The 26543-nt window shown below is 62.3% G+C and carries 9 protein-coding genes; 4 read left to right on the forward strand and 5 right to left on the reverse strand.

Annotated elements, in window-relative coordinates:
- Nucleotides 1–3: 3 nt before the first annotated feature.
- Nucleotides 4–915 carry a glycosyltransferase family 2 protein gene (locus KYT97_RS13340; protein WP_172936567.1) on the reverse strand — a complete coding sequence of 304 codons (912 nt, stop codon included), beginning with the start codon at nucleotides 913–915 and terminating at the stop codon, nucleotides 4–6.
- The gene (locus KYT97_RS13345) at nucleotides 912–18179 is read right to left on the reverse strand and encodes a non-ribosomal peptide synthetase (RefSeq protein WP_219112521.1); all 17268 of its coding nucleotides are present in this window, start codon (nucleotides 18177–18179) and stop codon (nucleotides 912–914) included. The genes KYT97_RS13340 and KYT97_RS13345 overlap by 4 nt, the downstream gene beginning before the upstream one ends.
- A 259-nt stretch (nucleotides 18180–18438) precedes the next feature.
- Between KYT97_RS13345 and KYT97_RS13350 the strand changes: the two genes are divergently transcribed.
- From KYT97_RS13350 to KYT97_RS13360, 3 genes are read left to right on the forward strand one after another with little or no spacing between them, the layout of a single operon-like run.
- Entirely contained in the window at nucleotides 18439–19404 is a 966-nt protein-coding gene (locus tag KYT97_RS13350; protein WP_033231690.1) for a daunorubicin resistance protein DrrA family ABC transporter ATP-binding protein, read from the forward strand.
- The gene (locus KYT97_RS13355; protein ID WP_425332403.1) at nucleotides 19397–20212 is read left to right on the forward strand and encodes an ABC transporter permease; all 816 of its coding nucleotides are present in this window, start codon (nucleotides 19397–19399) and stop codon (nucleotides 20210–20212) included. The genes KYT97_RS13350 and KYT97_RS13355 overlap by 8 nt, the downstream gene beginning before the upstream one ends.
- Nucleotides 20209–21084, forward strand: coding sequence for an ABC transporter permease (locus tag KYT97_RS13360; RefSeq protein WP_141485039.1), 876 nt, complete (start codon nucleotides 20209–20211; stop codon nucleotides 21082–21084). Before KYT97_RS13355 ends, KYT97_RS13360 begins: the two co-directional genes overlap by 4 nt.
- Before the next feature lies 1 nt (nucleotide 21085).
- On the opposite strand, the gene KYT97_RS30910 is transcribed toward KYT97_RS13360, so the two are convergent.
- Genes KYT97_RS30910 through KYT97_RS13370 form a run of 3 tightly spaced genes read right to left on the reverse strand, consistent with a single transcriptional unit; the run spans nucleotide 21086 to nucleotide 25478 of the window.
- Nucleotides 21086–21979: a glycosyltransferase family 2 protein gene (locus tag KYT97_RS30910; protein ID WP_245006112.1), complete on the reverse strand. Its 894-nt coding sequence runs from the start codon at nucleotides 21977–21979 to the stop codon at nucleotides 21086–21088.
- Entirely contained in the window at nucleotides 21976–22908 is a 933-nt protein-coding gene (locus KYT97_RS30915) for a glycosyltransferase (protein ID WP_245006113.1), read from the reverse strand. Before KYT97_RS30915 ends, KYT97_RS30910 begins: the two co-directional genes overlap by 4 nt.
- Nucleotides 22905–25478, reverse strand: coding sequence for an AMP-binding protein (locus tag KYT97_RS13370; protein ID WP_219112523.1), 2574 nt, complete (start codon nucleotides 25476–25478; stop codon nucleotides 22905–22907). The genes KYT97_RS30915 and KYT97_RS13370 overlap by 4 nt, the downstream gene beginning before the upstream one ends.
- Nucleotides 25479–25556: 78 nt before the next feature.
- Between KYT97_RS13370 and KYT97_RS13375 the strand changes: the two genes are divergently transcribed.
- Entirely contained in the window at nucleotides 25557–26540 is a 984-nt protein-coding gene (locus KYT97_RS13375; protein WP_033231695.1) for an LLM class F420-dependent oxidoreductase, read from the forward strand.
- Nucleotides 26541–26543 lie beyond the last annotated feature (3 nt).

The raw sequence follows: 26543 nt of genomic DNA on the forward strand, positions 1-26543 counted from the left end.
AAGTCAGAGATAGACGATGCGGTACTTGATACTGCCTTTGATCCGGCCCACCAGATTACCGGTGGTCCATACCCATTCGCCCCGACGACTACGTGACCATGCCCAAGGCCACACCGGCAGCAATGCCACCACGACACCGGCATGCACGAGCGGCCAGTACCAGGCGCGGCCAGGAGCGTCGTACTGCCGCGCCACTCTGGCTTCTTCCTCGGCGTAACTCACCACCTGACGCCACGACTCGCGCATACCCGTCCGAAAGCGGTAGGCGACAATCGCTTCGGGGCTGTTACCCAAGGTGTAGCCCTTTATCTGCGCGCGCCAACAGAACTCGACATCGCTTCCGGCTGCCGGATAGCTCTCGTCCCAGCCCCCGATATCGTCGAATACCTCGCGCCAGATGCCGAGGTTGCAGCCGAAGGTGATCGGTAGGAAACGACCGAGCACTTGAAGTTCGTCAGGTTCCGGTAACGCACGCCAACGTGCCACAACCGGGTCGTTCAGGGTGTGTTTCTCCAGTGGGCCACCAACAAGATCGAAGGACGCCGACGCCGACGCCATAGCGGTGAGCCACCCGGGATGAACGCGATCGTCCTGATCGCAGTACGCCACAAACGGATACCGGCTCGCCCGCGTACCGACGTTACGCGCGGACGACGTTCCCGGCACCGACGAGGAATCGACCCAGCGAAGTGCCAGTTGATCGCGAAGCGGATGCTCCTCCACATGCGTACGCAGCGCAGACTCGCCCGCGTTGTCACTGATCACCACTTCGAAACGGCCGTCGAAGTCCTGACCTGCCAGTGCGTGCAACTGCTCGTCGAGGAGAGGCAACGCGTGGAAGGCTGCAATCACCACCGAGATGGATTCTGCTGAGCCTGCCGACCTTGCCGAATTTCTCCCCACATGGCTACTCATGTGAGTTGTCTCCCCAATTCCTCGACAGTACGACCTTCGGCCGAGAGTACCGACTCCACTATCCGGATGTAGTCCCGCACTATCTGTTCGGCACTACTGCGACGCAGTAACGCCACCGGATAGATCAGGGCTCCAGTCAGTCCACTCGGCACGTTATCCGAGAAGTGTTCGGTGATCGCGTATTCCAATTCATGCTTCGCCACACAGTTCGAGAAGGGCTCGGATCGAACCGACAGGCCATGGGCGTCGATGTCGATTCCGGCTTCGGCACGTTGGAGGATCAGCGTCGCAGGGAAGAGCACATTCATCGACTCCGACTCCGGCAAGCCCAGCGCCTCGATCAACCGCGGGCCCGAGATGTCGGGATGAGCCAAACCGTCGAGCAACGACGAACGAACCTGCTCGACAACATCATCGAACGCGATCCCCTTGTCGACGTGTATCCGCATGAGTACGTCTTCGGCGAAGTTACCCACCATGTCGTCGAGAAGCCGATCGCCACGACCGGCGTTTGCCGTCGCTACCCGAACGTCGGGATTCTCGGCGAGGGCGCTCAGTTGAACGGCAAACGCCGCTTGGAGAATCATGAACAGACTGACGCCCCGGTCGTGCGCATACGCCGTCAAATCAGCATGCAACTGCGAATCGATGTCGAACTCGACGGTCTCGCCTGCCGTCTGCCACACCGCCGGCCTGGGATGATCGAGTCGAAGCATCGGACGCGGTTCCCGGCCGATAACGTTCTGCCAGTGACGAACCTGTCGATTCAGTTCACTGTCCGGATCGAGCGCCGAACCCAGAATCTTGTGCTTCCAGACCGAGTAGTCACCGAATTGAACCGGCAATTCCTGCCACGAGGGTTCGAGGCCGGCGCTACGTGAGGCATACGCGATCAGAACATCACGCGTCAGCGGCCCCATTGAATACCCGTCCGCGGAAATGTGGTGCACAACGATGGCGAGAACAAACTCCTCGGTTCCCAACTGCAGCACTTGCATTCGGAACGGAAGGTCGGTGGTCACGTCGAAGTCGGACCAGAGGAACCCGTGCAGCACCGCAGCCAACTCCGCCTCCGACACCTGCTTCGGCTGCAGATCCAGGGGGACGTCGGCCACCGGCACGACAACCTGAACGGGTCCGTCCGGCGTCGGCGGATAGATCGTGCGGAGCGATTCGTGGCGGGTCAAGAGATCGGTAGCGGCAGCAGCCAGCACCGTGTGGTCGATCTTGCCCCGTAGACGCAACGCAATCGGCACATTCCAATCACTGCCCTGCTGGGCGCGATTTGCCGCCCAGATCCGCTCCTGCGCAGGCGCCAGGGGTACTACCGCGCCCGCCGGACGCCTCACCAAATCGGGTCCACGGTCGGCACTGCTCGCCGCGGCGCCGACGAGAACCGCCAGTTCGGCGACGGTCTGCGCGTCGAAGACAGACCGGACCGCGATCTCTGCCGAACCGGACTCTCGCAGCCGTGCAACCACTCGTGTTGCCAGCAAAGAGTTTCCGCCGACCTGGAAGAAGTTGTCATTCATGCTGACGCTCTCGAGTTCGAGCACGTCGGCAACCGTGGCGGCAACCAATCGTTCCGTTGCATTCGTGGGCGCAACAAACTCCCGCTGCGGGATTCGAGGCTCGGGCAGACGGCCGCGGTCGATTTTGCCGTTTGCATTGTGCGGCAACTGCTCGAGCACCTCGACGACGGAAGGCACCATGTATCCCGGCAGCCGGGACCGAAGGTGTTTGTCCAGCTCCTCGAGATCGAACAGATCCGAACTCGGTGCGCTCACGTAGGCGACGAGTCGCGCGTCGGCACCGTTCGGCGAGTAGACGCTCACCACTGCTTCTCCCACACCGGGATAGCCGGCCAGGGCCGACTCGATCTCTCCCAACTCGATGCGGAATCCACGGAGCTTGAGCTGCAGGTCGATCCGGCCCAGATAAGTCAGCGAGCCGTCGCGGCGACGACTGACAAGGTCGCCTGTGCGGTAGAGCCGACCGCCCGGGGCACCGAACGGATCCGCCACGAAGCGCTCGGCAGTGAGCGCCGAACGACCCAGGTATCCACGTGCCAACTGAATTCCCGACAAGTAGAGCTCGCCCGCTACTCCGTCCGGAACGTGGTGCAAACGAGAGTCCAGAACGTACGCAGACACACCCGGTTCGGGCAGGCCGATAGGTATCGCGCGGGTGTCGGCGCCGGACACCCGATGCCGAGTGGCGCTGACCGCTACCTCGGTGGGACCGTAGAGATTATGCAGGCTCGCAGGGGATATAGCGCCGAACCTCGCTGCAAGTGATACCGGCAATTCCTCACCGATGCACAGCACATTCCGCACGCATTCGGGGAATCCGGCGGCGGCCGCTGCGGTAAGCATCAGCAACATCGAAGGAACAACATGTACGTCGGTGATCGACTCCCTCTCGATGACCGACAGCAACACCTCGGGTTCGAATTGCGAGTCCTGCGGTGCCAGCACGAGTCTGGCACCCACGTGCAGCGCCCACCAGTACTCCCAGATCGACAGATCGAAGCCTGCCGACGTCTTGAGGAGCACAGCACTCGACGCGTCCATCGGGTATTCCTGCTGCATCCCGCGCAACTGATTGACCACCGCGGCATGAGGTACCACGACGCCCTTGGGTACACCCGTCGACCCTGACGTGAAAATCACGTATGCCGGGTGATCACCACGCAGCGGCGCGCGGCGCTCGACATCGGTCATCGCACCTGTGGAATGACCGCTCAGATCGAGTGTATGAAGGTCGACCTCCACCCAACTTCCACTGCCCACTCCGTCCGCACCACCTGCGGTCACCACCACGCTGGGTGCAGCCGTGTCCAACACGAGCGCAATTCGCTCTGTGGGCTGCGTGAGTTCCACCGGCACGTAGGCGCCGCCCGCCTCGACCACCGCGTACATCGCGATCACCTGGTCGATCGAACGCCGAACAGCAACTGCCACCTGAGTTTCCGGCCCAACTCCGAGCTCGACGAGATACCGCGCCAGCGCGCACACCCGCTGCTGCATCTGCGCGTAACTCAACGTCTCATCGCCAGAGGTGATCGCGGGTGCGTCCGGACTGATCCCGACCTGAGCGTGAAACTCGGAAGCAAGTGTCACAGCTCCGTGCACCAACCCGGTTCCCCCACTGGCAATCCCGTCGATGCGGCGATGATCCGCACTCGACAGCAGCGGGATATCTCCACAAGGGAGGTCCACAGAATCGATTGCGGAATCGATGATCCGGAGGTAGCGATCGGCAAAGTCGGCGATGGTACCGGAATCGAAAAGGTCGGTGGCGTAGACAATTTGCGCCGCCATGGGTCCCGATTCGCCGTCTGCGCCGGGAACCAGGGTCAGATGGAGATCGAATTCCGCCAGTTCGATATCCGGATCGACGACGGACACCTCCAGCCCCGGCAAGGCAAAGGTCATATCGCCAAGGTTCTGGAACGAGAGTGCGACCTGGAACAGGGGATGATGAGCCTGTGTCCTTGTCGGCTCCAGTACCTCCACCAGCCGTTCGAAGGGGATATCCGCGTTGGCAAATGCACCGAGATCCACTTCTCGCACCATGTCGACCGCATCGGAAAAACTCGTTGACGGCGGCAAAACCGTCCGCAGCGCAAGGGTATTGACGAACATACCGACCACCGGATCAAGAGCCTGCTCGCCGCGGCCGGCGACGGGAGTTCCGATCGTGACGTCATCGGTGCCGGCAAGTCGCCCCAGGAGCACCGCCAAAGCGGTGTGCATGAGCATGAACACCGTAACGCCTCGAGCAGCGGCAAGATCGCGCAGCGAAGTGTGCAGTTCTGCGTTCACCTCGAACTGATATCTGGCACCCACAAACGACTGTCGTGCAGGCCGAGGACGATCACAGGGAAGATCGAGCACTTCCGGGGCACCGCTCAGTTGCCCGCGCCAATAGCCGAGTTGTTGCGCAGCAACCGAACCCGATTCCTTCTCGTCACCGAGCACCGTTCGCTGCCAGATCGCGAAGTCGGCGTACTGGATCTCGAGTGGCTCCCACGTAGGTGCGAAGCCGCTGATGCGAGCCGCGTACGCAGTCATCGTGTCTGCCGCCAGCTGCGCCATCGAATAGCCGTCGGCACTGATGTGGTGAACCACCAGCACCAGTACATGGACGGGAACTGCATCCGCATCTCGGCCACCCACCCGGAGCAGGTCGACATGGATCGGAACCCTCGCGGTGACGTCGAAGGGTGTTCTCGCCGACGCCAGAATACGCTCGTGCAGAGAAGTTTCCGGAGTCCACTCGGCTTGCAACTCCGCGTCGAGCGATGACGGCGGCAGCACGTCCTGATACGGACCGGCCACTGAATCCGGGTACACCGTCCGCAGCACCTCGTGCCGTGTTACGACATCTGTGATCGCCGACCCGAGCGCTACCACGTCAAGGTCACCCGTCACACGCAGCACAATCGGAATGTTCTCCGTAGCCGACGTCGGATCGAAACGATTGAGGAACCACATCCTCTGCTGCGCAAGCGACAACGGGACTCGTTCGGGACGTGCAAGCGCGCGCAGCGGTGGACGCGTCGAAGCACCCCGAGTGATTCGTGGCGCCAACTCCGCCACTGTGGGTGCGTCGAAAAGATCACGCACACTCAACCCTGCGTCGAATGCCTCGTTTGCACGTGCTACCAATCGAGTGGCAAGCAAGGAATTGCCGCCGATCTCGAAGAATCCGTCGTGAATACCCACAGTTGCCGAGCCGGTCACTGTTTCGAAGATGCCGGCCAGTGCCATTTCGTCATCGGTTCGCGGCGCCACGTACACACGTTGCTCGAAAACAGGTTCAGGCAGGGCTTTTCGATCCAGTTTTCCGGCCGGCGTCACAGGCAGCGAATCGATGAACGTAATCGATGCCGGACGCATGTACGTCGGCAGATGTGCCGCGAGGTGTGCGCGCAATCCTGCACGTTCAATCTCGACACCTCGGTGAGCGAGCACATACGCCACCAGCACCGGTTCGGACGATTGCGGACCACGGTAGGCGATCGCCACCGCAGCAGCGACATTCGGATAAGTCGCTACGGCCGACTCCACCTCACCCAATTCGATCCGGTAACCCCGGAGCTTCACCTGATCGTCGCCGCGCCCGCAATACCGGAGCTCTCGAGTAGCGGCGTTCGAACCCGTCACACGTACCCGGTCGCCCGTTCGATAGGTGCGAGAACCCGGCGCGCCGTCCGGGTCCGCGACGAAGCGCGACGCCGTCAAGCCTGGTCTTCCGTGATAACCCCTGGCCAACGCAGCGCCGGACAGATACAGCTCACCCTCGATACCCGGGGGAACCGGCACAAGCCCGTCCCCACGCACCACGGCCGTTGTACCCACTACGGGAGCGCCGATCGACACCGGCACTGACGGATCCATCGGACCGCATTGTGTTGCCATCACCGTGGATTCGGTAGGTCCGTACGCGTTGTACATCCGTCGACCGTCGCCCCACGTCCGAACCAGAGCCTCGGAGCATTGGTCACCGCCGACGATGACCACCGACAGTTCTGGTAGGTGTTGCGCATCCATCGACTCCAACGCAGACGGGGTCACAAAAGCGTGAGTGACGTGCTGTTCGCGAAGGAGCTGCGTCAGCTCTGTGCCGCCGTACACGTCGTCGGGGACGACAACCATCGCCGCACCCACACCGAACGCCAAGAGCAACTCGAGTACCGAGGCATCGAAGCTCGTCGACGCGAATTGCATAGTGCGCGAACGGGCATCGACTCCGTAGTGCTTCTGCGCCTCCACAAATGCGGACAGGCCACCGTGAGTGACCGCTACTGCTTTCGGCGTGCCGGTCGAGCCTGACGTGTAGATCAGATATGCGACGTTGGACAAACGGATCGGGGAGCGTCGGTCGCTGTCCACGATCGGGGCACCATCCGGCTCACTCCGGCTCCGCAGATCACCGAGGTCCAACACCTCGATCCGAGCAGAAAGATTCGCCGGCAGAACCCGTTCCACGTCAGACCCTATAACTAGCGTCGTACCCGAATCCTCGAGCATGTGCACGATGCGATCGGCCGGGTAATTCGGATCGACGGGAAGGAACGCGGCCCCGGACTTTGCTACTGCCCACACCGCAATCACGTAGTCGAACGAGCGGGGTAGAAAAATCGCGACAACGGATTCCGGACCGAAACCGCGTCGAATCAATGTGCGCGCCAGAATATTCGACGCTCGGTCCAACTCGACGTAGGACAACTGGTCGCCGCGGTCAGGATCGATCAGTGCCGTCGTGCCGAGCGAAACCCCACCCTCCAGGATCTCGGGCAACGTCAGCCGCGTTCCGTCGAACGGCACGGCCTCCGGAAATTGATCCGTGGCAAGTCGCAGATCGATCGAACGCACGGCAATCGTTGCGTCGGCCGCAACCACGTTCAACACGCGTGCGAGCCGATCTACCAGGCTCTGAGCCGTCGACTCGTCGAACAGGTCTGTGGCATAGGCCAATTCCAGATCCAGCCCGGAAGGTTCACCCGAGACACCCAGCGTTGACGTTGCGCTCCACTCGAGGTCGAAGCGCACCGAACCGGTGTCGATTGGTTCCACCTCGACGCCGCCGAGATCGCCGGTCGCAATCTGCACCAGGTCTGCAGCCGATTCGGCGACCGTGACCGTGCTCTGGAACACCGGGTGGTGGCTTCGTGTCGGCAACACTCCGACGGCCTCCACGACGTGCTCGAACGCGACGTCTGCATTTGCCAGCGCCGCGAGATCTTGTGCGCGCACCACGGCAAGAAGCTCGCCGAACGAGGCAACGGGATCAACTGCCGTGCGCAACGCCACCGTTCCCACGAACATGCCGATCGTATCGGCCAAACGCGGGTCGTTTCGGCCCGAAACCGGTGTCCCCACAACGATGTCCGACCCCGCGCCCAGTTGGGACAGCAAGGCCACCACACCGGCGTGCACGACCATGAACATCGAAACCTGCTGCGCTCGGGCGAGATCTGCCAAGCCTTCGCGGACAGCCGGCGTCAGAGGGCAACTGACCCGCGCTCCGCGCTGAGTGGGCTGATCGGTTCGTGGCCTGTCCCACGGAAGTTCGAGCAGGGCCGGAGCGTCGGCAAGCGCTTCTCGCCAGTATGCAAGCTGCTGCCCCGCAACAGACTGCGGATCGCGTGAGTCACCGATCGCCGCACGATTCCACAACACGTAATCGGCATACTGATGCACCAGCGGAGCCCACTGCGGGCTGCCGCCCGAAACTCGAGCAACGTACGCCTGCACCAGTTCCCGCAACAGGATCGGTATCGATGCGCCGTCTCCGGCAATATGATGCAGTACCAGAACGAGTGTGTGGCGGTCTGTACCGACACGGAGGCAGTGCACCCGCAATGGCCCACGAGCAGTGATATCGAAGCTGCCCGAGATCAACTCACGAATCCGCGCGGTGCGCTGTTCGGAACCGGTATCGCTCAAGTCCTCGAAAGTGACTGCCGCACTGTCGGTACCTGGTGCGTCCGCTTCCTGGACGACCTGTGCGACGCCGTCGCCGCTCTCGACATACACCGTGCGCAGAACCTCGTGCCGGATCACCAGATCGCCCACCGCCGCAACAAGTGCCGCGGCATTCACGTCGTTGTTCACCGTTACTGCCCCGGCGATGTTGTAGGCCGCCGACGAGGGATCGAGTCGGTTCAGAACCCACATTCTCTGCTGAGCCGGCGAGAGCGGCAACCGCTCCGGCCGAGCCAGCTCCCCCAGACGCGCGGACTCCTCGATGCGGCGAGGCAACTGCGCGAGTGCATCTGCCAGCCCGGCCACTGTCGGATTGTCGAAAATATCGCGCAATCGGAGGTCAGCGCCCACCCGTGCGTTGACCTCACCGATTATGCGATTGGCCACCAGCGAATTTCCGCCGAGATCGAAGAAGTCCCGGTCGACGCTCACCTCGTCGTGGCCCAGCACCGCGCGGAACACCTCGGCGATCTCGGCTTCGGCCGCGTTTCGCGGTGCGAGAACCACTCGGTCGATCGGCCGTTCCGGCGTCGGCAGGGCTCGGCGATCGAGCTTGCCGGTAGAACCGAGTGGGAGTTCGCTCAGCACTGTGACCGAGCTGGGCACCATGTACGCAGGCAAAGTCTGCCGCACATCCGCCAGGAGCTGTGCCGTGTCGGGAACGATGTCACCCGTAAGCATCACGTAGGCAGCGATTTCGGCACCGGTCGCCGGATTTTCGTACACCGTTGCCACCGCACCGGCAACACCCAGCAGTCCGACGAAGGCTGCCTCGATGTCCCCCAGCTCCAGTCGCTGACCTCGCAGCTTCACCTGGAAGTCACTGCGCCCCAGATATTCGAGTGTCCCGTCAGCACGCCACGCGACCACGTCGCCTGTTCGGTACATCCGTGTGCCCGGGGCGAACGGGTTCGCGAGGAAGCGACCGGCCGACAGATCGCTCCGCCCGACATAGCCCCGCGCCAACTGAACGCCCGCCAGATACAACTCTCCACGCACGCCGACAGGGACGGGATTCAATCGCGAATCCAGGACGTAAACAGCGGTGCCGCTTACCGGGGAGCCTATCGAGATCTCCCGCCCGTCCAGAGCCACCGAGCGAGGCACCTCGACTGCGGTGACGTCCACAGCGGCCTCGGTGGGACCGTAGAGGTTGTGCATCTCGACCTGCGCCAAACGGTGAAGCGCGGCAGCACTCGTCAGTGACAGTGCCTCGCCACTGGTGAATACGATGCGCAGGCTCCGGAACATGGGTGCGCTCTCGACATGAGAGCCGACAAATGCATCCAGCATGGAAGGAACGAAGTGAACCACCGTCACCTGTGACCGGTCGATCAACTCCCCCAGATATCGCGGATCGCGGTGGCCGTCCGGCGAGGCGATCACCAGCGTTGCCCCGATCACCGCAGGCAGTAACAGCTCCCACACCGAGACGTCGAACGTCGCCGGTGTCTTGAGCAGGAACACGTCTTCTCGGTCGAGGGAGTAATCATCTCTCATCCACGTCAGACGGTTGACCAGACTCTCATGCGACACCACAACGCCCTTCGGCTCACCGGTGGAACCAGACGTGAAGATCACGTATGCCGGATGTCCACCGAGCAGCGGGCGCATGCGGTCGCAATCCTCGATCGGATCGGACGAGTAATGCGCAGTGTCGAATTCAGCCAGTACCGCCTCGGTGATCGTCAGCGTCGCACCGGCAGCTGACATCATCGCGTCGATCCTCGGGCGAGGCAGGCCGGGATCCACCGGTAGATAGGCTCCACCAGCGGCCAGCACGGCGTGCACTGACACGACAAGGTCGATTCCGCGCGGAAGTTCCAGTGCCACTATCTTTTCCGGACCAATTCCGCGATCGATCAGCAGCCTGGCCAAGCTGTTCACCCGAGATCGGAATTCGTCTTCGGTCAGTACCTCATCCGCCGACTTCAACGCCACGGCGTCGCTGCTCGGTGCAGCTCGCTCGGCGAGCAACTCGGAGTACGTGCAGGGCACTCCGACAACAGTTTTGGGACCACTGCCCCAATTGTCGAGGATCAACTCTCGCTCGGTGCGCCCGAGAATATCCGCCGAGCCGATCCCGGCGGCGGGATCGGCGACCAACGTCGCAAGCAACCCGGCGAATCGCTGCGCAATGGACACTGCCGTCGCCCGGTCGAAGATATCAACGGCGTAGGTCAGCAGGACGTCGAGCGCCTGCTCCGGATCCGGATCTGTCGCAACAGTCAGATGCAGATCGAAACGCGACACCGGTAGATCGATCGGGATGGGACGCGCTCTCACTCCGGCCAATTCGATCTCTGTGGGAACCGCATCCTGAAAAGCCAGCATCACCTGGAAAAGCGGGTGAAATGAACCCGAGCGCGGTGGATCGAGTGCGGCCACAACCTGTTCGAACGGAACATCGCTGTTACTCATCGCCTCGATGTCCGAGCGACTCACCTGCGCCACGAGGTCGTCGAACGAGAGGTCCGGATCGACGGCAGTACGCAGAACCACTGTGCCGACAAACATTCCGACGAGGTTGTCCACCGACTCATGGGTACGTCCGGCAACGGGCGTACCGACCGCGACGTCGCCCTGACCGGACAACCGTGCCAACAGAACCGCGACGACAGAGTGGACTACGGCAAACAGAGTTGTGCGGCGCGAACGAGCAAACCCTCGCAACAGTTGGTGCACGTCGCCGCTCACCTGGAACCGCACTGTGTCGCCCTCGGCAGAGCGCACCTGACCGCGGGGCCTATCTGTTGGCAGATCAAGCACCGCTGGTAGGTCGGCCAACGTCGACTGCCAGTATTCGAGTTGTCCGTCGAAGCGCCCGGTAGCGGTCGCGGTATCGGATACAAGACTCCGCTGCCATAGTGCAAAATCTGCATACTGCAACGGAAGCGGCGACCAAGCCGGCGCGTTGCCGTTGGCCCGTGCCGAGTACGCGATCATCAGATCACGGATCAAGGGGCCCATCGACAGACCGTCCGCCGCAATATGATGCACCACAAGCACCAGAACGTGCGCATGGTCACCGATCCGGAGCAGGACCCCGCGGAGCGGTACCTCGCGGGTCAGATCGAAGCCCCGACCGGCGAGTTTCGCGATCAGCTCGCCCACGTTCTCCGGTTCGACGTCGGCTGCCGGCTGCAAAATCCACGACGGCGCATCGAGAACATACTGGCGGGCAACACCATCGAACTCCGGGTAGTAGGTCCGCAGTACCTCGTGCCGGTCGATGATGTCCGACATCGCCGTCGCCAAGGCCGAGGGGTCGAGATCGCCGTCCAGACCGAGGGCAACCGGGAGGTTGTACACCGGCGACTGCGGATCGAGCCGGCCGAGAAACCACATACGTTCCTGCGCTACGGACAGCGGCACAAGGTCCGGACGCGGCGGTGGCGGCAACGGCGGCACACCGAAGGCGGCCGAGCTGCGGGGCGCACTCTCGATCCACTGGGCCAACTCGGCAACGGTCGGAGCCTCGAAAAGCGCCCGGATCGGAACCTCCCGGGAGAACACTCCCGTCAGCTTGTGTGTCACCCTCGTTGCGACCAGTGAGTTTCCACCGATCTCGAAGAAATTGTCGGCTCGTCCGACGTTCTCGATCCCGAGGATCTCCTCGATGACTTCGGCAACCCGCTGTTCGACGTGCCCTTGCGGCGAGCGGTATTCACGAAGCACCGGAGTCGGTTCCGGCAAAGTCCGCCGATCGATTTTGCCGTTCACATTCAGTGGGATCGAGTCGAGAACCTCGAGAACAGTGGGCACCATGTAGCCCGGCAGCACACCCTTGAGATCGGCAAGAACGGCTGATCCGTCGAAGGTGGCGCCCTCTGCGGGAACTATGTACGCCACCAAGGACGCCGATTCCGGAGCCGACCGCCACTCGTGGACGATGACCGCGCACGCACGCACACGCCGATCTCGGCCGAGCGCCGCTTCGATCTCCCCCAGTTCGATGCGCTGGCCCCGCAGTTTGATCTGGGTATCATTACGACCCAGGTACTCCAGCACGCCGTTCTTGCGATGGCGAACCAGGTCACCGGTGCGGTACATCCGTCGTCCTTCTCCGGACCACGGTCCCGCCACAAATCGTTCGGCGGTCAGATCCGCCCGCCCCTCGTACCACGACGCCAACTGTGCACCGCCGAGATACAACTCGCCGGGAACGCCGAGCGGGACCTGCTTCAGACGCGAATCCAGCACCAGCAGCTGTGTATTCCACACCGGTGTGCCGATCGGGACGGTGGCGTCCTGCACGTCGTCGCAGTCGAACGCAGTGACGCTCACCGCTGCCTCGGTCGGTCCGTAGAGGTTGTGAATCTCGACGTCGAGATTGCGTCGAAGTTCTACAACAGTGTGCGGACGCAACGCTTCACCGATGCACAGAACACGGCGCAGCGACGGCTGATCCACTCCGCCACCGGATTCGAGAAACGCGTCGAGGAGCGAGGGAACAAAATGTGCTGTCGTGACCTCGAAGTCACGCATCGCCGTGGCGACATACTCCGGATCACGATGTCCGTCCGGCCGGGCGAGCGCCAACCGCGCGCCGCTGATCAACGGCCAGAACAGTTCCCACACCGACAGGTCGAACGTGATCGGCGTCTTCTGAAGCACGGTGTCTGTGCCGCCGAGCGGGTACCGATCCTGCTTCCAGAGCAGTTGATTCACTACCGCCGAATGCGAAACCGCGACGCCCTTCGGCATTCCCGTCGATCCCGACGTGTAGATCACGTACGCCGTGTTGTCCGGTCGCAGGGGGCGAATCCTGACTCGGTCCGTGATCGGACCAGACCTCTCGGCGGGCACGCCTTGGCTATCCACCACCAAGACGTCGACCGGGCTGACTCGGGCCGCAGCCTCACACTGGGTACGGACCGCTTCTACGGTCAGCATCAAGACGGGCGACGCGGAGGACAGAATCCGCGCAATCCGTTCGGTGGGAGCACTCGGGTCGACGGGTACGTACGCGGCACCCGCTTGCAGTACCGCGCACAGTGCCACCATCATGGCCGGCGAACGCTCGATGGCGACGGCAACACGATCCTCGGTTCCGATCCCCTTCGAGATCAGCGTCCTGGCCAGATCTTCGACCTGGCAAGCGAACTCGCCGTAGGACATCGACATCGTGTCCGTGACAAGAGCAATCGCGTCGGGGGTGGCGCCTGCCTGAGCGGACAGCAGGTCGGCAAGGGTCGTGGGCGGCAGAGCATGGCGCGTGTTGTTGAGCGCACCGATCACGGTCGTCGATCGATCGGTGGTCAGATCGATATCGCCGATCACCCGATCCGACTGCGCGACTACGGCTTCCAGGATGTGCACGAACTTGTGAGCGAACCGGGCGACAGTTTCTTCGTCGAAGAGTGCGTCGGCATAGTCCCACTGCATGTGCACCTCGGTCGGCGCAGTCGGGCTGGCCTTCTCGGACAACGTCAAGTGCAGGTCGAACTTCGAAATACCCAGCTGCAGATCGATGATCTCGGCGTCGAGACCGTCGAGCACCAACGATCCGGAATTGAGATTCTGATAGGAGAATCCAACTTGGAAAAGTGGATGATGTGCGGCCGAACGCTCCGGGTTGAGTAGTTCCACCAAACGCTCGAACGGTATGTCGGCATTCGCGAACGCCCCGAGGTCTACGTCTCGAACCTGGTCGAGGAGTGCCGAGAACGTCTCGTGCGCATGCACCTTGGTACGTAAGACCACCGTGCCGACGAACATGCCGACAAGATCGTCGAGAGCTGGATCGCCGCGTCCTGCAACGGGAGTGCCCACCGAGATGTCGGACGTGGCACTGAGTCTGGCCAGCAGCACGGCCAACGCCGCGTGCATGACCATGAAAGCCGTTGCACCGGAGCGTACTGCCAGCGCCGAGACCCGTGCGAACAGATCGGCGTCGATCGAGCCGGAGAACGCCTGCCCGCTGGTCGACACAAGCGCTGGGCGAGCACGGTCGCTTGGCAGATCCAACCGAACCGGAAGGCCGCCCAGTTGCCGTGACCAGTACTCGGTCTGCGTCCGCGACAACGAATGCGGATCGAGTTCGCTGCCCATCAATTCTCGATGCCAGAGAGTGTAATCCGCGTACTGAACCGGCAAGGGCTCGAAGCCTGGATCTCGGTTCTCGAGCCGAGCCAGGTACGCCTGAGCGATATCGCGCGCCAGGGGCGCCGTCGAGGACCCGTCGGCACTGATGTGGTGGATGACGAGCATCAGCACATGTTCGCTCGGCCCGACCTTGAACAAGGCGGCGCGAAAGGGAATCTCGGAAGAAACGTCAAACCCTCGACGCGCGAAGCGTTCGAGTTCGCCGGCCAGATCTTCCCGTGAGACCTCCCGCAACGGTAGCCCCGTCGCCTGGTCGCTGATCGGCGCGATGCGCTGAATCGGTCCGTCCGGTGAATCCGGATAGCTCGTGCGCAGCACCTCGTGTCGATCGACCACGTCGCCGAATGCACCGGCAAGAGCCACATGATCGAGTTCACCCGACAGTCGAACTGCCACCGGAATGTTGTATGCAGCCGAACCGGTGTCGAATTGATTGAGAAACCACATGCGGTGTTGTGCGGGCGAAACACCGATCGGGCTGGTTCGAGGCATGGGCCGTAGTGCGGGTCGGCCGACCTCCGGCGTGAGACCGGCGAGCTTGTCGGCAAGCGCACGCACCGACGGCGCTTCGAAAATCGATCGCACAGCCACTGTGGTGCCGAGCGCTCGCCCGAGCACACTCGCCACCCGAGTAGCTGTCAGTGAGTTTCCACCCAACGCAAAAAATTCGTCGTGCGCTCCGACGGTGTCTGCTCCGGTTGACTCGGAATAGGTTGCAGCAACCAGTGATTCCAAACCAGGTGCGGGTTCGACATACGGGGCCCGGTTCCACACCGGCGCCGGCAGAGCCGTCCGATCCAGCTTGCCGGCGGAGGTGAGCGGTATCCGATCGATCACCATGAGCGCAGAGGGAATCATGTGCGACGCCAGGAGCGGTTGCACGTGTGCGAGGACACCGGCAGTGTCGATCTCCCGACCGGAGACGGGAAGCAGATACGAGACCAGCGACGCGGAATCACCGGACGGCCCACCTTCGTAGGTGATCGTGATTGCCGACTCCACGTCGCGGTGGCTGGTGAGCGCCGCGTCGACCTCACCCAACTCGATGCGAAAACCACGGATTTTCACCTGGAAGTCGGCGCGCCCGAGATAGCGCAACGTACCCTCGGGCGTCCACTGCACCAGATCTCCGGTCCGATAGATCCGGGACCCGTTGGCGGCCAGTGGGTTTGCTACAAAAGTTGCGGCAGTCAGGGATAGTCTTCGATGGTAACCACGGGCGAGTCCCCTGCCACTGACATACAGCTCGCCGGTGACGCCTCGAGGAACCGGCTGCAGGAACTTGTCAAGCACCACCACTGACGTACCGGTGATCGGATAACCGATATCTACGGGTGCACCAGGATCCAACGGTCCCGCAACCGTCGCCATGATTGTCGACTCGGTCGGTCCGTACGCGTTGAACATCGCGCGCCCGCGCGCCCATTTTGCTGCCAGTTCCGGCGGACACGCTTCACCACCGACAATGACCACAGCAAGGTCCGGGAGTTGTTCGGGCTCCACCGAGGCCAGCGCTGAAGGCGTCAAGAACGCGTGCGTGATTCGCTCGGCACGCAGGAAATCGGTGAGCTGTTCACCTCCGTAGAGATACGGGGGTGCAATCACCATTGCCGCCCCGGCCCCAAATGCGAGAATCAGCTCGAGGATGGACGCGTCGAATCCGGGAGACGCGAATTGCAATGTGCGAGAGTGCGGTTTCACACCGTAGCGATGCTGTTGCTCGGCCGCGAACGACGCGATCCCGGAATGGGTAATCGCCACACCTTTGGGCCTCCCTGTCGAACCGGAGGTGTAGATCAGGTATGCCACATCGCTGATCCGAATGCGAGGACGCTCAGCGTCGGTGATCGGAGCCGCAGAGGTGGAAGCGAATTCGGATCGCGCGAGCTCGTCGTCGAAATCCACAGTGATCGGGTGATACGGCCAGTTCCGACCGGCTGCGATCACCACGGCAGCGCCACAATCGGCGATCGTCGCTTCGATCCTGGCCGCCGGAAGTTCCGGATCGATGGGGACGAATGCGCTTCCGGACTGGAGCACTGCCAGTTCTGCGACAACCAGTCGCGGCCCTCTCGGCAGCACCACTGGCACAAAACTTCCCGGTCCGGCACCGCGGGCCAGCAACATCCGGGTGAGCTTGTTCGCGCGGGCGCCGACTTCGCGGTAGGTCAGAACCTCGTCCCCGTGAACTATCGCGGGGCTGTCCGGATGACGGCTGACGGCGCCCGTGAGGACGTTCTGCATCAGAGTGGGCTCCGGGGCGGGTCGACCGTACGCAGGTACCAGGTCACGCCGATCGTCTTCTCCGACAAGCGAAATCTCGGCGACGCGCCGATCACTGGGCGCGTTGACAAATCGATCCAGTAACTGCAGGAAGCGACTGTGGTGATTCGCGAGCTCAGCTCGGCTGTACAACGATGGGTTGGCCTCGAGGTCCACGCGCGATTCCTGGTCCGCGACGCTGGGATAAACGTTGATCGACAGGTCCTCGACCGGACCGGTCGACAGAATGTGCAATCGTCCGGTCATCGATCCGAACGTGAGTTCGTTGCCGAACATCATGATGTTGACGACCGGTCCGAAAAGCCCACGCCGGCCGGAGGATTGAACCTCCCCGCGATCGGCTGCGTCCCGCCTCATATCTTCGAATCGATACCGCTGATGACGGAGCGCACCCGTCAGCTCCAACGACGCATCCGCCACCAGATCGGCAACCGTTGTTGTTGCGGTGACCGACAATCGGATCGGAACGACGTTGGAGACCATCCCACCCGAGTTGCGCAACAGAGCATTCACTCGCGACGAGACCGGCAAGCTCAGTACGACCTCGGAGCTGCCGGTCATCTTTGCGAAGTAGAGCGCTGTGGATGCGACGGCTATCGATGAAAACGTGGCCCTCAGACGCACTGCTGCGCTGTCGATCGCGGTGGCCGTCTCCGCGGGCAATGCTCCACTGACCACCAGCGAGTGGGTGTCGAGCGTCCCGGTTCGATCGGCCAGACTGATCGGATCGGGTAAGTCGCGTAGCCGCTGTGCCCAGTGCTTCGCGTCCAGCTGGAATCTGCTCGACTGTCGGTACCGCTGTTCATCGGAGACGATTTCCGGCAACGGCACCGCCTTGCTCGGCTTGGGTTCACGACCGGCCACCGCCGCTGTGTAGCGCTCGGCAACTCTGTCGACAAGTGTCTTCGCGCCGAAACCGTCGAGCGCGATGTGATGGATGCGGGCGTACAGGAAGTGCCTGCGATCGGCGACACGAATCAGCGCCACCTCGATCGATCGATCCCCAACGATGTCGATCGGCGTGCTGTACTCGTCCTGCATCCACTCCTGAGCTGCGGCCTCTGGATCGGATTCGGAACGCAAGTCGAGTCTGATCAGTTCGTCACGCTGAGTGTCGTCGACGACTTGATACGGCACCGGCTCAGCCGCGACAAAACGAATCATCGCCGTTCCGAGTTCACGGGCGGTGTGTCTGGCTGCCTCGGTGAGCAGATCAGCGTCGAGATCCCCGTCGATCGCGACGTACTGAGCAATCGTGATCGGAACGGAGCCGGCCGCATGTTGTGCGAACCAGATACTCTTCTGCGCTGCGGACAGCTCGAACGCCCCGGCCGGCAGATTCGAGAAATCCCGAGCGCCACCAACAACTACCGACATCGCTCGTCATCCCCAATTCAGACATCCACGAAACCACGCTGTACACGTAAGCAGAAAAGCTTAGGCTAACCTATAGCTTCGTTCGCGAATCGACGCGGTGGCGATCGGCACAGATCAGGTGACATCCTCTCAACTCGATGGATCCCGCGCGAAACCTGGTCTGTACGCTCGTTCACGGCGAGCCGGCACGCCACCGGACTTACCCGATATCGACAAAGTGCTAGGTCGGTTCGATCCACCGACAGCGCATGGAGAGCAAATGCCCGAAGAGCCCAAAGCCGTCGTCGTCGAGGGCATCACCAAGTCATTCGGCGACGTCGAAGCACTCCGTGGAATCTCCTTCGAAGTCGAACGAGGCAGCATCCTCGGGATACTGGGCCCCAACGGCGCAGGCAAGACCACAACCGTCGACGTCCTGTCCACACTGCTCACTCCGGATTCCGGACGCGCCACTGTCGCCGGCTTCGACGTCGTGGCAGATGCCGCTCAGGTGCGCGGGCTGATCATGATGACCGGCCAATACGCAGCCATCGACCCCACTCTCACCGGCCGCGAGAACCTGATGTTCTTCGGCAGGATGATGGGGCTCGGTCGCCGCACCGCAAAACTACGTGCGGACGATCTACTCGAGCGATTCGAACTGACCGAAGCCGGCGTGCGCACGGTCGACGGCTACTCGGGTGGCATGCGCCGACGACTCGACATCGCCTGCGGACTTGTCGTAGAACCCTTGGTGGTCTTTCTCGACGAGCCCACCACAGGCCTCGATCCGCGCAGCCGACAAGGTCTGTGGTCGCTCATCGGCTCACTCAAAGATCTTGGGATCACCACTCTCCTCACCACCCAATATCTCGAAGAAGCCGACGTTCTCAGCGACAACATCATCGTGATCGACAAGGGACGCGTCATCGCCGAAGGCACTTCGGACAGCCTCAAAGCCGAGATCGGTGATCGCTATTGCGAAATCGTTCCGGTCGATCCGGGCGCGATACCCGCCATCATCGAACTGCTGGGAGATCTACTTCCCCCGTCTTACGAGTTCGATCCGTCGACGGCTGCCGGCACGCTGTCCATTCCTGCCGAGTCCGGAGTCGACCTGATGGCCGAAGTCATCGCTCGCACTCGTCATGCCGGTATACGACTCACCGATATCGGATTGCGAAAGCCGTCACTCGACGATGTGTTCATGACGCTCACCGATCACGAAAACAGCAGCCGTGGTTGACCGCTCCGAACTGCGAGTTCCCGAAACCGAATTCGTCGCCCGCACACCCATCCGGCCGGCGTTTCTCCCCCAATGGCTCACCCTGACCGAGCGATCACTGCGATCGATGGTGGCGGAAGGCGAATTCGTCTCGGCTGTCGTCGCGCCTTTGGTGTTCGCACTGGGTTTCTACCTGCCCCTGCGGATCGTGATGGAGGACCGCGGTCTCGACTACGCACAGTTCCTCATGCCGATCATCGTTCTGCAGGCAATGACGTTCACCGCGCTCTCAGCGGCACAACGCTCGGCGATGGACTCAGTTCGAGGTATGAGTAAGCGACTGCAGACCATGCCGGTCGGACCTCTTACCCCCCTGGCGGCACGAATGAGCGTCGCTCTGGTGCGCTCGGCAGTCTCGCTGTTCGCCTCGATCGTCTACGGCTACGTACTCGGCTTCCGATTTGTCGGTCCAAGCGCAAATATCCTGTACTTCTGCGCGTTTGCCTTGGTGTTCAGCCTCGTTCTCTCGCTCGGCGCCGACGCCATCGGATTGCTCTCGAAAAGTCCGGAGGCATCCGGGCAGGCGTTGGTTCTGCCACAGATGATCCTCGGCATGCTGTCCACCGGCTTTGTCCCCGAATCCGGTTTTCCCGAATGGGCCCGACCATTCGCTCGCAACCAGCCGATCTCGCACTTCTCTGCTGCCATGCGTGACATGGCAACCGGAACACTCACCTGGCCGACTCTGGTGCCCGCGTTGCTGTGGGCAGCGGGGTTGGCTGCCGTATTCGTTCCGTTGGCACTATGGGCAGGGGCACGTCGATCATGACCGATTCCACAGCGACGGAAGCTTCCATCCCACCGGCACCGCCGTCGAACACCGCGGCGACGCCCTTCGGTTTTCGCCCGCGTGATCAAGCCCATCACGAGACCTCACTGCGCGCGTTGTCGGTCCAGAGCGGACAACAGTGCAAGCGGATCCTGATCAAGTGGTCACGCGATCCGGTCACCTTGGCGCAGTCGCTGTTGTATCCCGCGCTCATGGTGTTGATGTTCCGACTCGTACTGGGCGAATCGATCTCCGAACGAACCGGAGTGAGCAGCTCGTACGGAATGGTCCCGATGGTTGCGTTGGTGGGAGCCATGGCCGGCGCCTCCGTCAGCGGAATCGGCCTGCGCCGCGAGCTGGCAGGCGGAATGCTCCACAAGTTCTGGACGATGCCGGTACATCGGTCGTCGGCACTGCTCGGGCGTCTGTGCGCCGAGGTCGTGCGGATCCTCGTCACCACGGTGCTGATCTTCGTCGTCGGAACGTTCATCGGCTTCCGCATCGAGACCGGGATACCCGGTCTGCTCGGAATGCTGGGCGTCGCGGTGCTCTTCGGTATCTCGTTCTCGATCATGGTCACCGCGATCACGCTGCTGACGAACAAGTCGACCATCACCGAATGGATCGCGATCACGACCAATCTGCTGATGTTCTTCAACTCGGGATTCGTTCCGGTGGACGCCTACCCGACGTGGCTCCAGCCCGTCGTCGAGTACCAACCACTCAGCTGCGCAGTCGATGCCATCCGTGGCCTCGCGCTGAACGGCGAGATCGCCCGCCCGATGTTCCTGACCTGTGCGTGGTCTGTCGGCATCCTCGCGGTGTTTCTGCGTCCTGCCGTCATCGGTTACCGCAAAGCGTCCCGCAAGTAGTTCAGAGGTAGTACACGCGGTGGCGCACACTTCCGACAATCCGCCCCCACAGATTCCCGGCATGGAAGAGCCAACGGCCGGTGGGTACCCGCGAGATGAACTGTGGCAGTAACGGGTTACGCAGGATCAGATAGGCAACGGTGTCTGCCAGCGCGAGCTGACTGCGCCTGGGCATCCCGTAACCGCGGTACTCGGCGTACAACCGAACATCGCCCTCACCGCACATCACCGATTGCTGCCAGATCCCGGCCAACGTGTCGCGCTGCCGATAGGCAATCTGCGCGTCGGGGGAATGACCGAAGGACATGCCCGCCAACTGGATCCGCAGGCACATGTCGCTGTCTTCGCCGCCTCTGGTGAAGGTTTCATCCCAGCCGCCGACCTGTTCGAAGGCTTCTCGCCAGATCCCGAAGCTTCCGCTGAGGCCAACCGGCAGGAATCGGTACAACGAATAACCCTCGTGACGATCCGGCATCTGCCGCCAGGACTGCACCAATTCGCTGTTGATGGACTCGATCTCGGCAGTGCCGGTTACCGCGTCATGTTCGGCCGCTACCCTGACCAACTCCGACAGCCAGTTCGAATGCACCCGGTCGTCGCCGTCGCAGAACGCCAGAAACTGTGCAGAGGTGCTACGCGCGCCGACATTGCGAGCGTGCGCGGCGCCAGGACGATCCGAGGCATCCACCCGACGCAGCGCCAACTCGTGGGTTCTCGGATGGCCGGCGAGATACTCGGCAAGCCCGTCGGTGGAGCCGTTGTCGGCAACGATCACCTCGAAGGAACCCGAGTAATCCTGTGCCTCCAACGCATCGAGTTGAACGTCGATCGTCGCGCGTCCGTTGCGGACAGGAATGATCACGGCCACCGACTCGGGTTTCTTCGGTGCACTCACGAGCGAGATCTCGATAGAACTGCCGCACGGCGCAATACAGCGCCGGGGACCTTTCCTCGTTCACCGCGAGCGGCGCCCCAGAATCCGCGAACAGTCAGATACGTACGGGCCATTCTCTCGGTACCGAACAGCATTGCCCGTCCACGGCTGAGAACGTCCTTGGCTACAGAAACCATGCACCACAGCGGTTCCGTTCGCCAGTACCGCGCGTACATGATCGCGCGGTTTCGCGCGATGTAGTAGTGCCGGAACGGCGCATCCTCCGTGAACGTAAACCCGCCACGTCCCGAACCGAGTACAAAGCGCAGTGGTCTCGGTGGGACCCATGCGGTCGGTGATCCGAAGCCGTGCTCGATGTCGGTACCCGGCGTGATCAAGGAATGGACGCCCTTGGCGCGCGCCCGCAGATAGAACTCGGTCTCGACACAATCGATGAACAGTTCTTCTTCGAACAGTCCGACTTGCTCGAGCACTTCCCGGGGCAACAGCATGCCGGACTGGATGGGCTCGAAGGCCAGCGTCAGTCCCCGTTCCGCATGCCAGAACGGAGCCACCTCGCCGTTGATCGTGCTGGTAGCCAGTATCGTTCGATCCAGACCGAGAGACCGAGCCAACTCGAGATGCTCGGACATGCGACGCAGATATCCAGCCGAAAGAACCGTGTCCTGATCCAGCGTCAACACGTGGTCGGCGCCACCGGCCAAAGCACGCTCGATGCCACGATTGAGGGCGTGCGCAATCCCACGATTGGTGCCCAACTCGATCACTTCGTAGCCCGCTGCGCGGCACTGCCCGAGAACACCGGACACGTCCTTTGTAGACCCGTCGTCCACGACGACAACAACATCGACTTGCTCACGCACAGCCCTGCACGTATCGAGCAAACCTTCCGCCGGATTGAAACTGCTGACCACAGCCGCTGTTGTCATGACCTCTCGTTCCCCAGATTGCTCGCGCCTTGCCGGCCGGACACAGCTGCGTCCACCACTGCCGCCGTGCGAATGACAAACGGCTGCCGCAGAATTGACTGATGATCACCGGGAACACTCTCGATGTGCAGGTCGTCCGGCGCGAGGACTGCCCATAGCTTCGACTCGGCGGCCACGTCTCTGTCCCCGATGTCACCCGGTTCGGATGCGGTGATCACCTGAACGCGGCCCACGTGCCGACTCGGCTCGTATTTCGCCAGCATGCGCCGGCTCAGCTCGTAGTAGACGATCCATTGCGCCGACGCTCGCAGTCGGAACAAGCCTGCAGTCGCGACCAACGAATTCATCAACACCTTGCTCCACAGTCGAACAAACACGTTCTGCGGCACGTACTCCTGCGGTGTCTCACGCTGCGGCAGTTCGGCCGCAGTGCGGGACTTCGCTCTCTTGCTGATCGGCAGGCGCGCGCTACCGAGTGCTCCCACCTTCGCTGCCACGTCGCCGTCGAGCACCGCATCCAGCAGCACCACTATTTCGACGTGCTCGCCCGCGCGCTCGAGTAACGACGCAATTTCGAGAGCGACAAATCCACCGAATGAGTATCCCCCCAGCCGATACGGACCGTGTGGTTGAACCGTCCGAATCGAACGCAGGGCTCGGGCGGCAGCGGCAGCAATCGTCCGATCCGCGCGACCGCGGTGCTCGAGTCCGTGAGATTGGATTCCGTATACCGGTACGCCACTGCGCATTTCCCGCACGAGGTGAGCAAAGACCGCAGCGGGTGCTCCACCACCGGCAATGAGGAAGAGAGCCGGCTCGCTGCCGTCGGTTCGCAGCGGCACCAACGAGGAATCCGAAACCGGCGAACGGCGACGGCCCGCGGAATCGACCAGTTTTGCCAAACCCTCGATGGTCGGCGCCTGCGAGAACTCAGCCGACGAGATCTGAATGTAGAACTGTTCAGCCACTTCGCGGAGCATCTTTGCCGCAGCAAGCGAATCACCACCGAGCGCCGTGAAATCCTCGTCTCGTCCAACCGCTTCGATACCGAGAATCGGTTGCCAGATGAATGAGAGGAGCGTCTCGGTCGGGCCGCGCAACGGGACCGGTTCGCCGCGCATCGGAACGGGAGGAAGGCCGGCGCGATCCACCTTTCCCCGTTCGTTGCGAGGCAAAGCCGCCAGAATAACGATATCGCGTGGCACCATCCACGTCGGGATTCGCTGCCCAAGCGCGCTGCGCACCTCGGCGGCAGACGGCGTCCACTCCGATCCGCCGACTGCCACATAGCCGATCAGAATCGGTTGTCGCACAGTCTTGTCCGCGACAACGACCGCGTCGGACACCCATTCGAGGGAGCGCAACGCCGCTTCCACTTCGGCAGGTTCGACGAGGTAGCCACGGATCTTCACCGCGTCGTCGCTGCGACCGGACAGATGCAGATCACCGTGTTCGTCGAAGCGTCCGAGATCTCCCATCCGGTAGCGCGTCGAACCGTCCGCCTGCACCGCAAACTTCGACGCCCCAGACTGGCCTTCGCCGTAGTATCCGTTCGCCAAATACCTTGATACAACGTAAATTTCGCCAATACACCCGACCTCGACGGGGTTCTGATCCGCATCGAGAATCAAAACGTCCTTGTTGGCCGCAGGACGGCCGACCGGGACCACACCGCCTGGAAGCTCTCGATCACTCGGGTACGGATTGAACGCGAGGTGCCCGGTCTCGGAAGATCCGGACCAGCTGCAGTACAACGCATCCGGTCGTAAGTGTGGCCGCAGAGCTGCCACGTCAGAGCTGTGGATAGACTCGCCGCACGTTGTCAGAACGCGTAGCGAGGACAGCGCCGGAGCGTCTACGGAGGTGAGCTCCGGTAGCCAGGATCTCAGGAACGACGGAGTGCAATGTGCGGTGCTGACACCGCACTCGGACAACCACTCGGCCAACCCGGTTGTCGACTCGGTGCGCGGATCCCAGTAGTACAAGCCGGCGCCGTTGAGTAGCGACATCACGATCACGTCCAGTCCGGCACCGAAACTCATCGGCAACAGCATTCCGACGCGATCACCCGGTCCGATCTCGAGTGCTTCCTTCGCTTCGAAGGCCTGGTTTATCCAATTCTCGTGACTGTGCAGAACGCCCTTCGGCTGCCCCGTCGAACCGGACGTGAACACGATAATCGCCGTGTCCTGCACATTCGGCTCGGGCAGCGTGACGTGCGAAGCCTGCGGGAGTTCGGTCAGCATCGGCACGTCAACGCGCAGTGCGCCGGTCAGCGAGAGGATATGTGTGCGTCGTTGCTCGGGCAGTAGAGGATCGAGCATGATCAGCGGGTGTCCGGAAGCGATGACCGCTAGCGCAGCGACAACAGATTCCGCGCCGGTGCCGGGCTCGAGCGCTATCGCACGCGATGTGTCCGGTTCACAATCGACCAACGCGCGTGCCCATGCTGTCGAGAGCGCGTGCGCCTGCGCAAACGTGAACTCACGATCACGGGTACGCACAGCAACCGCCTCGGGGGTATCGCCACAGACGGCGTTCCATCTGGCAGTCATCGTCTCGGCATGCACCAGGCAAGGCTAACCTACTGAAATTTTCACAGCATTTTCGCAGTTCATGTCGGCGGCCCAGCGAGTAGCGTCGAACGAGTGAGTACTCGCCTCGGATACCAAATGCCCAATTTCAGCTACGGTGGCCCGGTCAAGGACCTCTTCCCCACCGTCATCGCGCAAGCTCGTGAAGCCGAAGCCGCCGGCTTCGACACCGCGTTCGTGATGGATCACTTCTACCAACTGCCCGGCATCGGAGACCCCGATGCGCCCATGCTCGAGGCGTATTCAGCGCTCTCCGGGCTGGCGACAGCCACCGACACCATTCAGCTGTCCGCCCTCGTTACCGGCAATACGTACCGAAACCCGCCGATGCTCGCCAAGACCGTCACCACACTCGATGTAGTGAGTGGTGGTCGCGCCATCCTCGGTATCGGAGCGGGTTGGTTCGAACTCGAACACGATTCCTTCGGCTACGAGTTCGGCACCTTCACCGAACGGTTCCAGAAACTCGACGAGGCTCTGCAGATCATCGAACCGATGCTCCGCGGCAAACGCCCCACTTTCGACGGCACCTGGTACCACGTCAAGGAAGCCATCAACGAACCCCGCGTCCGCGACGACCTGCCGATTCTGCTCGGTGGCGGCGGCGAGAAAAAGACGTTTGCCCTCGCCGCGCGCTTCGCCGACCACCTCAACATCATCTGTGACCCGTCCGAACTGCCGCGCAAGATGGACGCCATTGCGGCCCGATGCGATGAAGAAGGACGCGACCGCACCACACTCGAAACCAGCTTCCTCACGTTCATGATGATCGACGAGGACGGCGACAAGGCTCGCGCGCATCAGCGAACATTCCTTGCCGAGCGCGGGCTCGACATCACCACGGCGCCGGACGACGTGGTCGCCAAGGCCACCGAGCGTCACTTCGTCGGCAATCCAGACGACGTCGCCGAGCAGGTTCAGACGCGCATCCTCGACCACGGGATCGACGGAGTTGTCATCAACCTCATCACCAACGGCAACGAGCCAGGAATCGTCGACCTGGCCGGGCGGACACTCGGCCCGCTGGTCGGTAAGTAGTAG

The sequence above is a fragment of the Rhodococcus globerulus genome (genome assembly GCF_019334125.1).
Taxonomy (GTDB): Bacteria; Actinomycetota; Actinomycetes; order Mycobacteriales; family Mycobacteriaceae; genus Rhodococcus_F; species Rhodococcus_F globerula.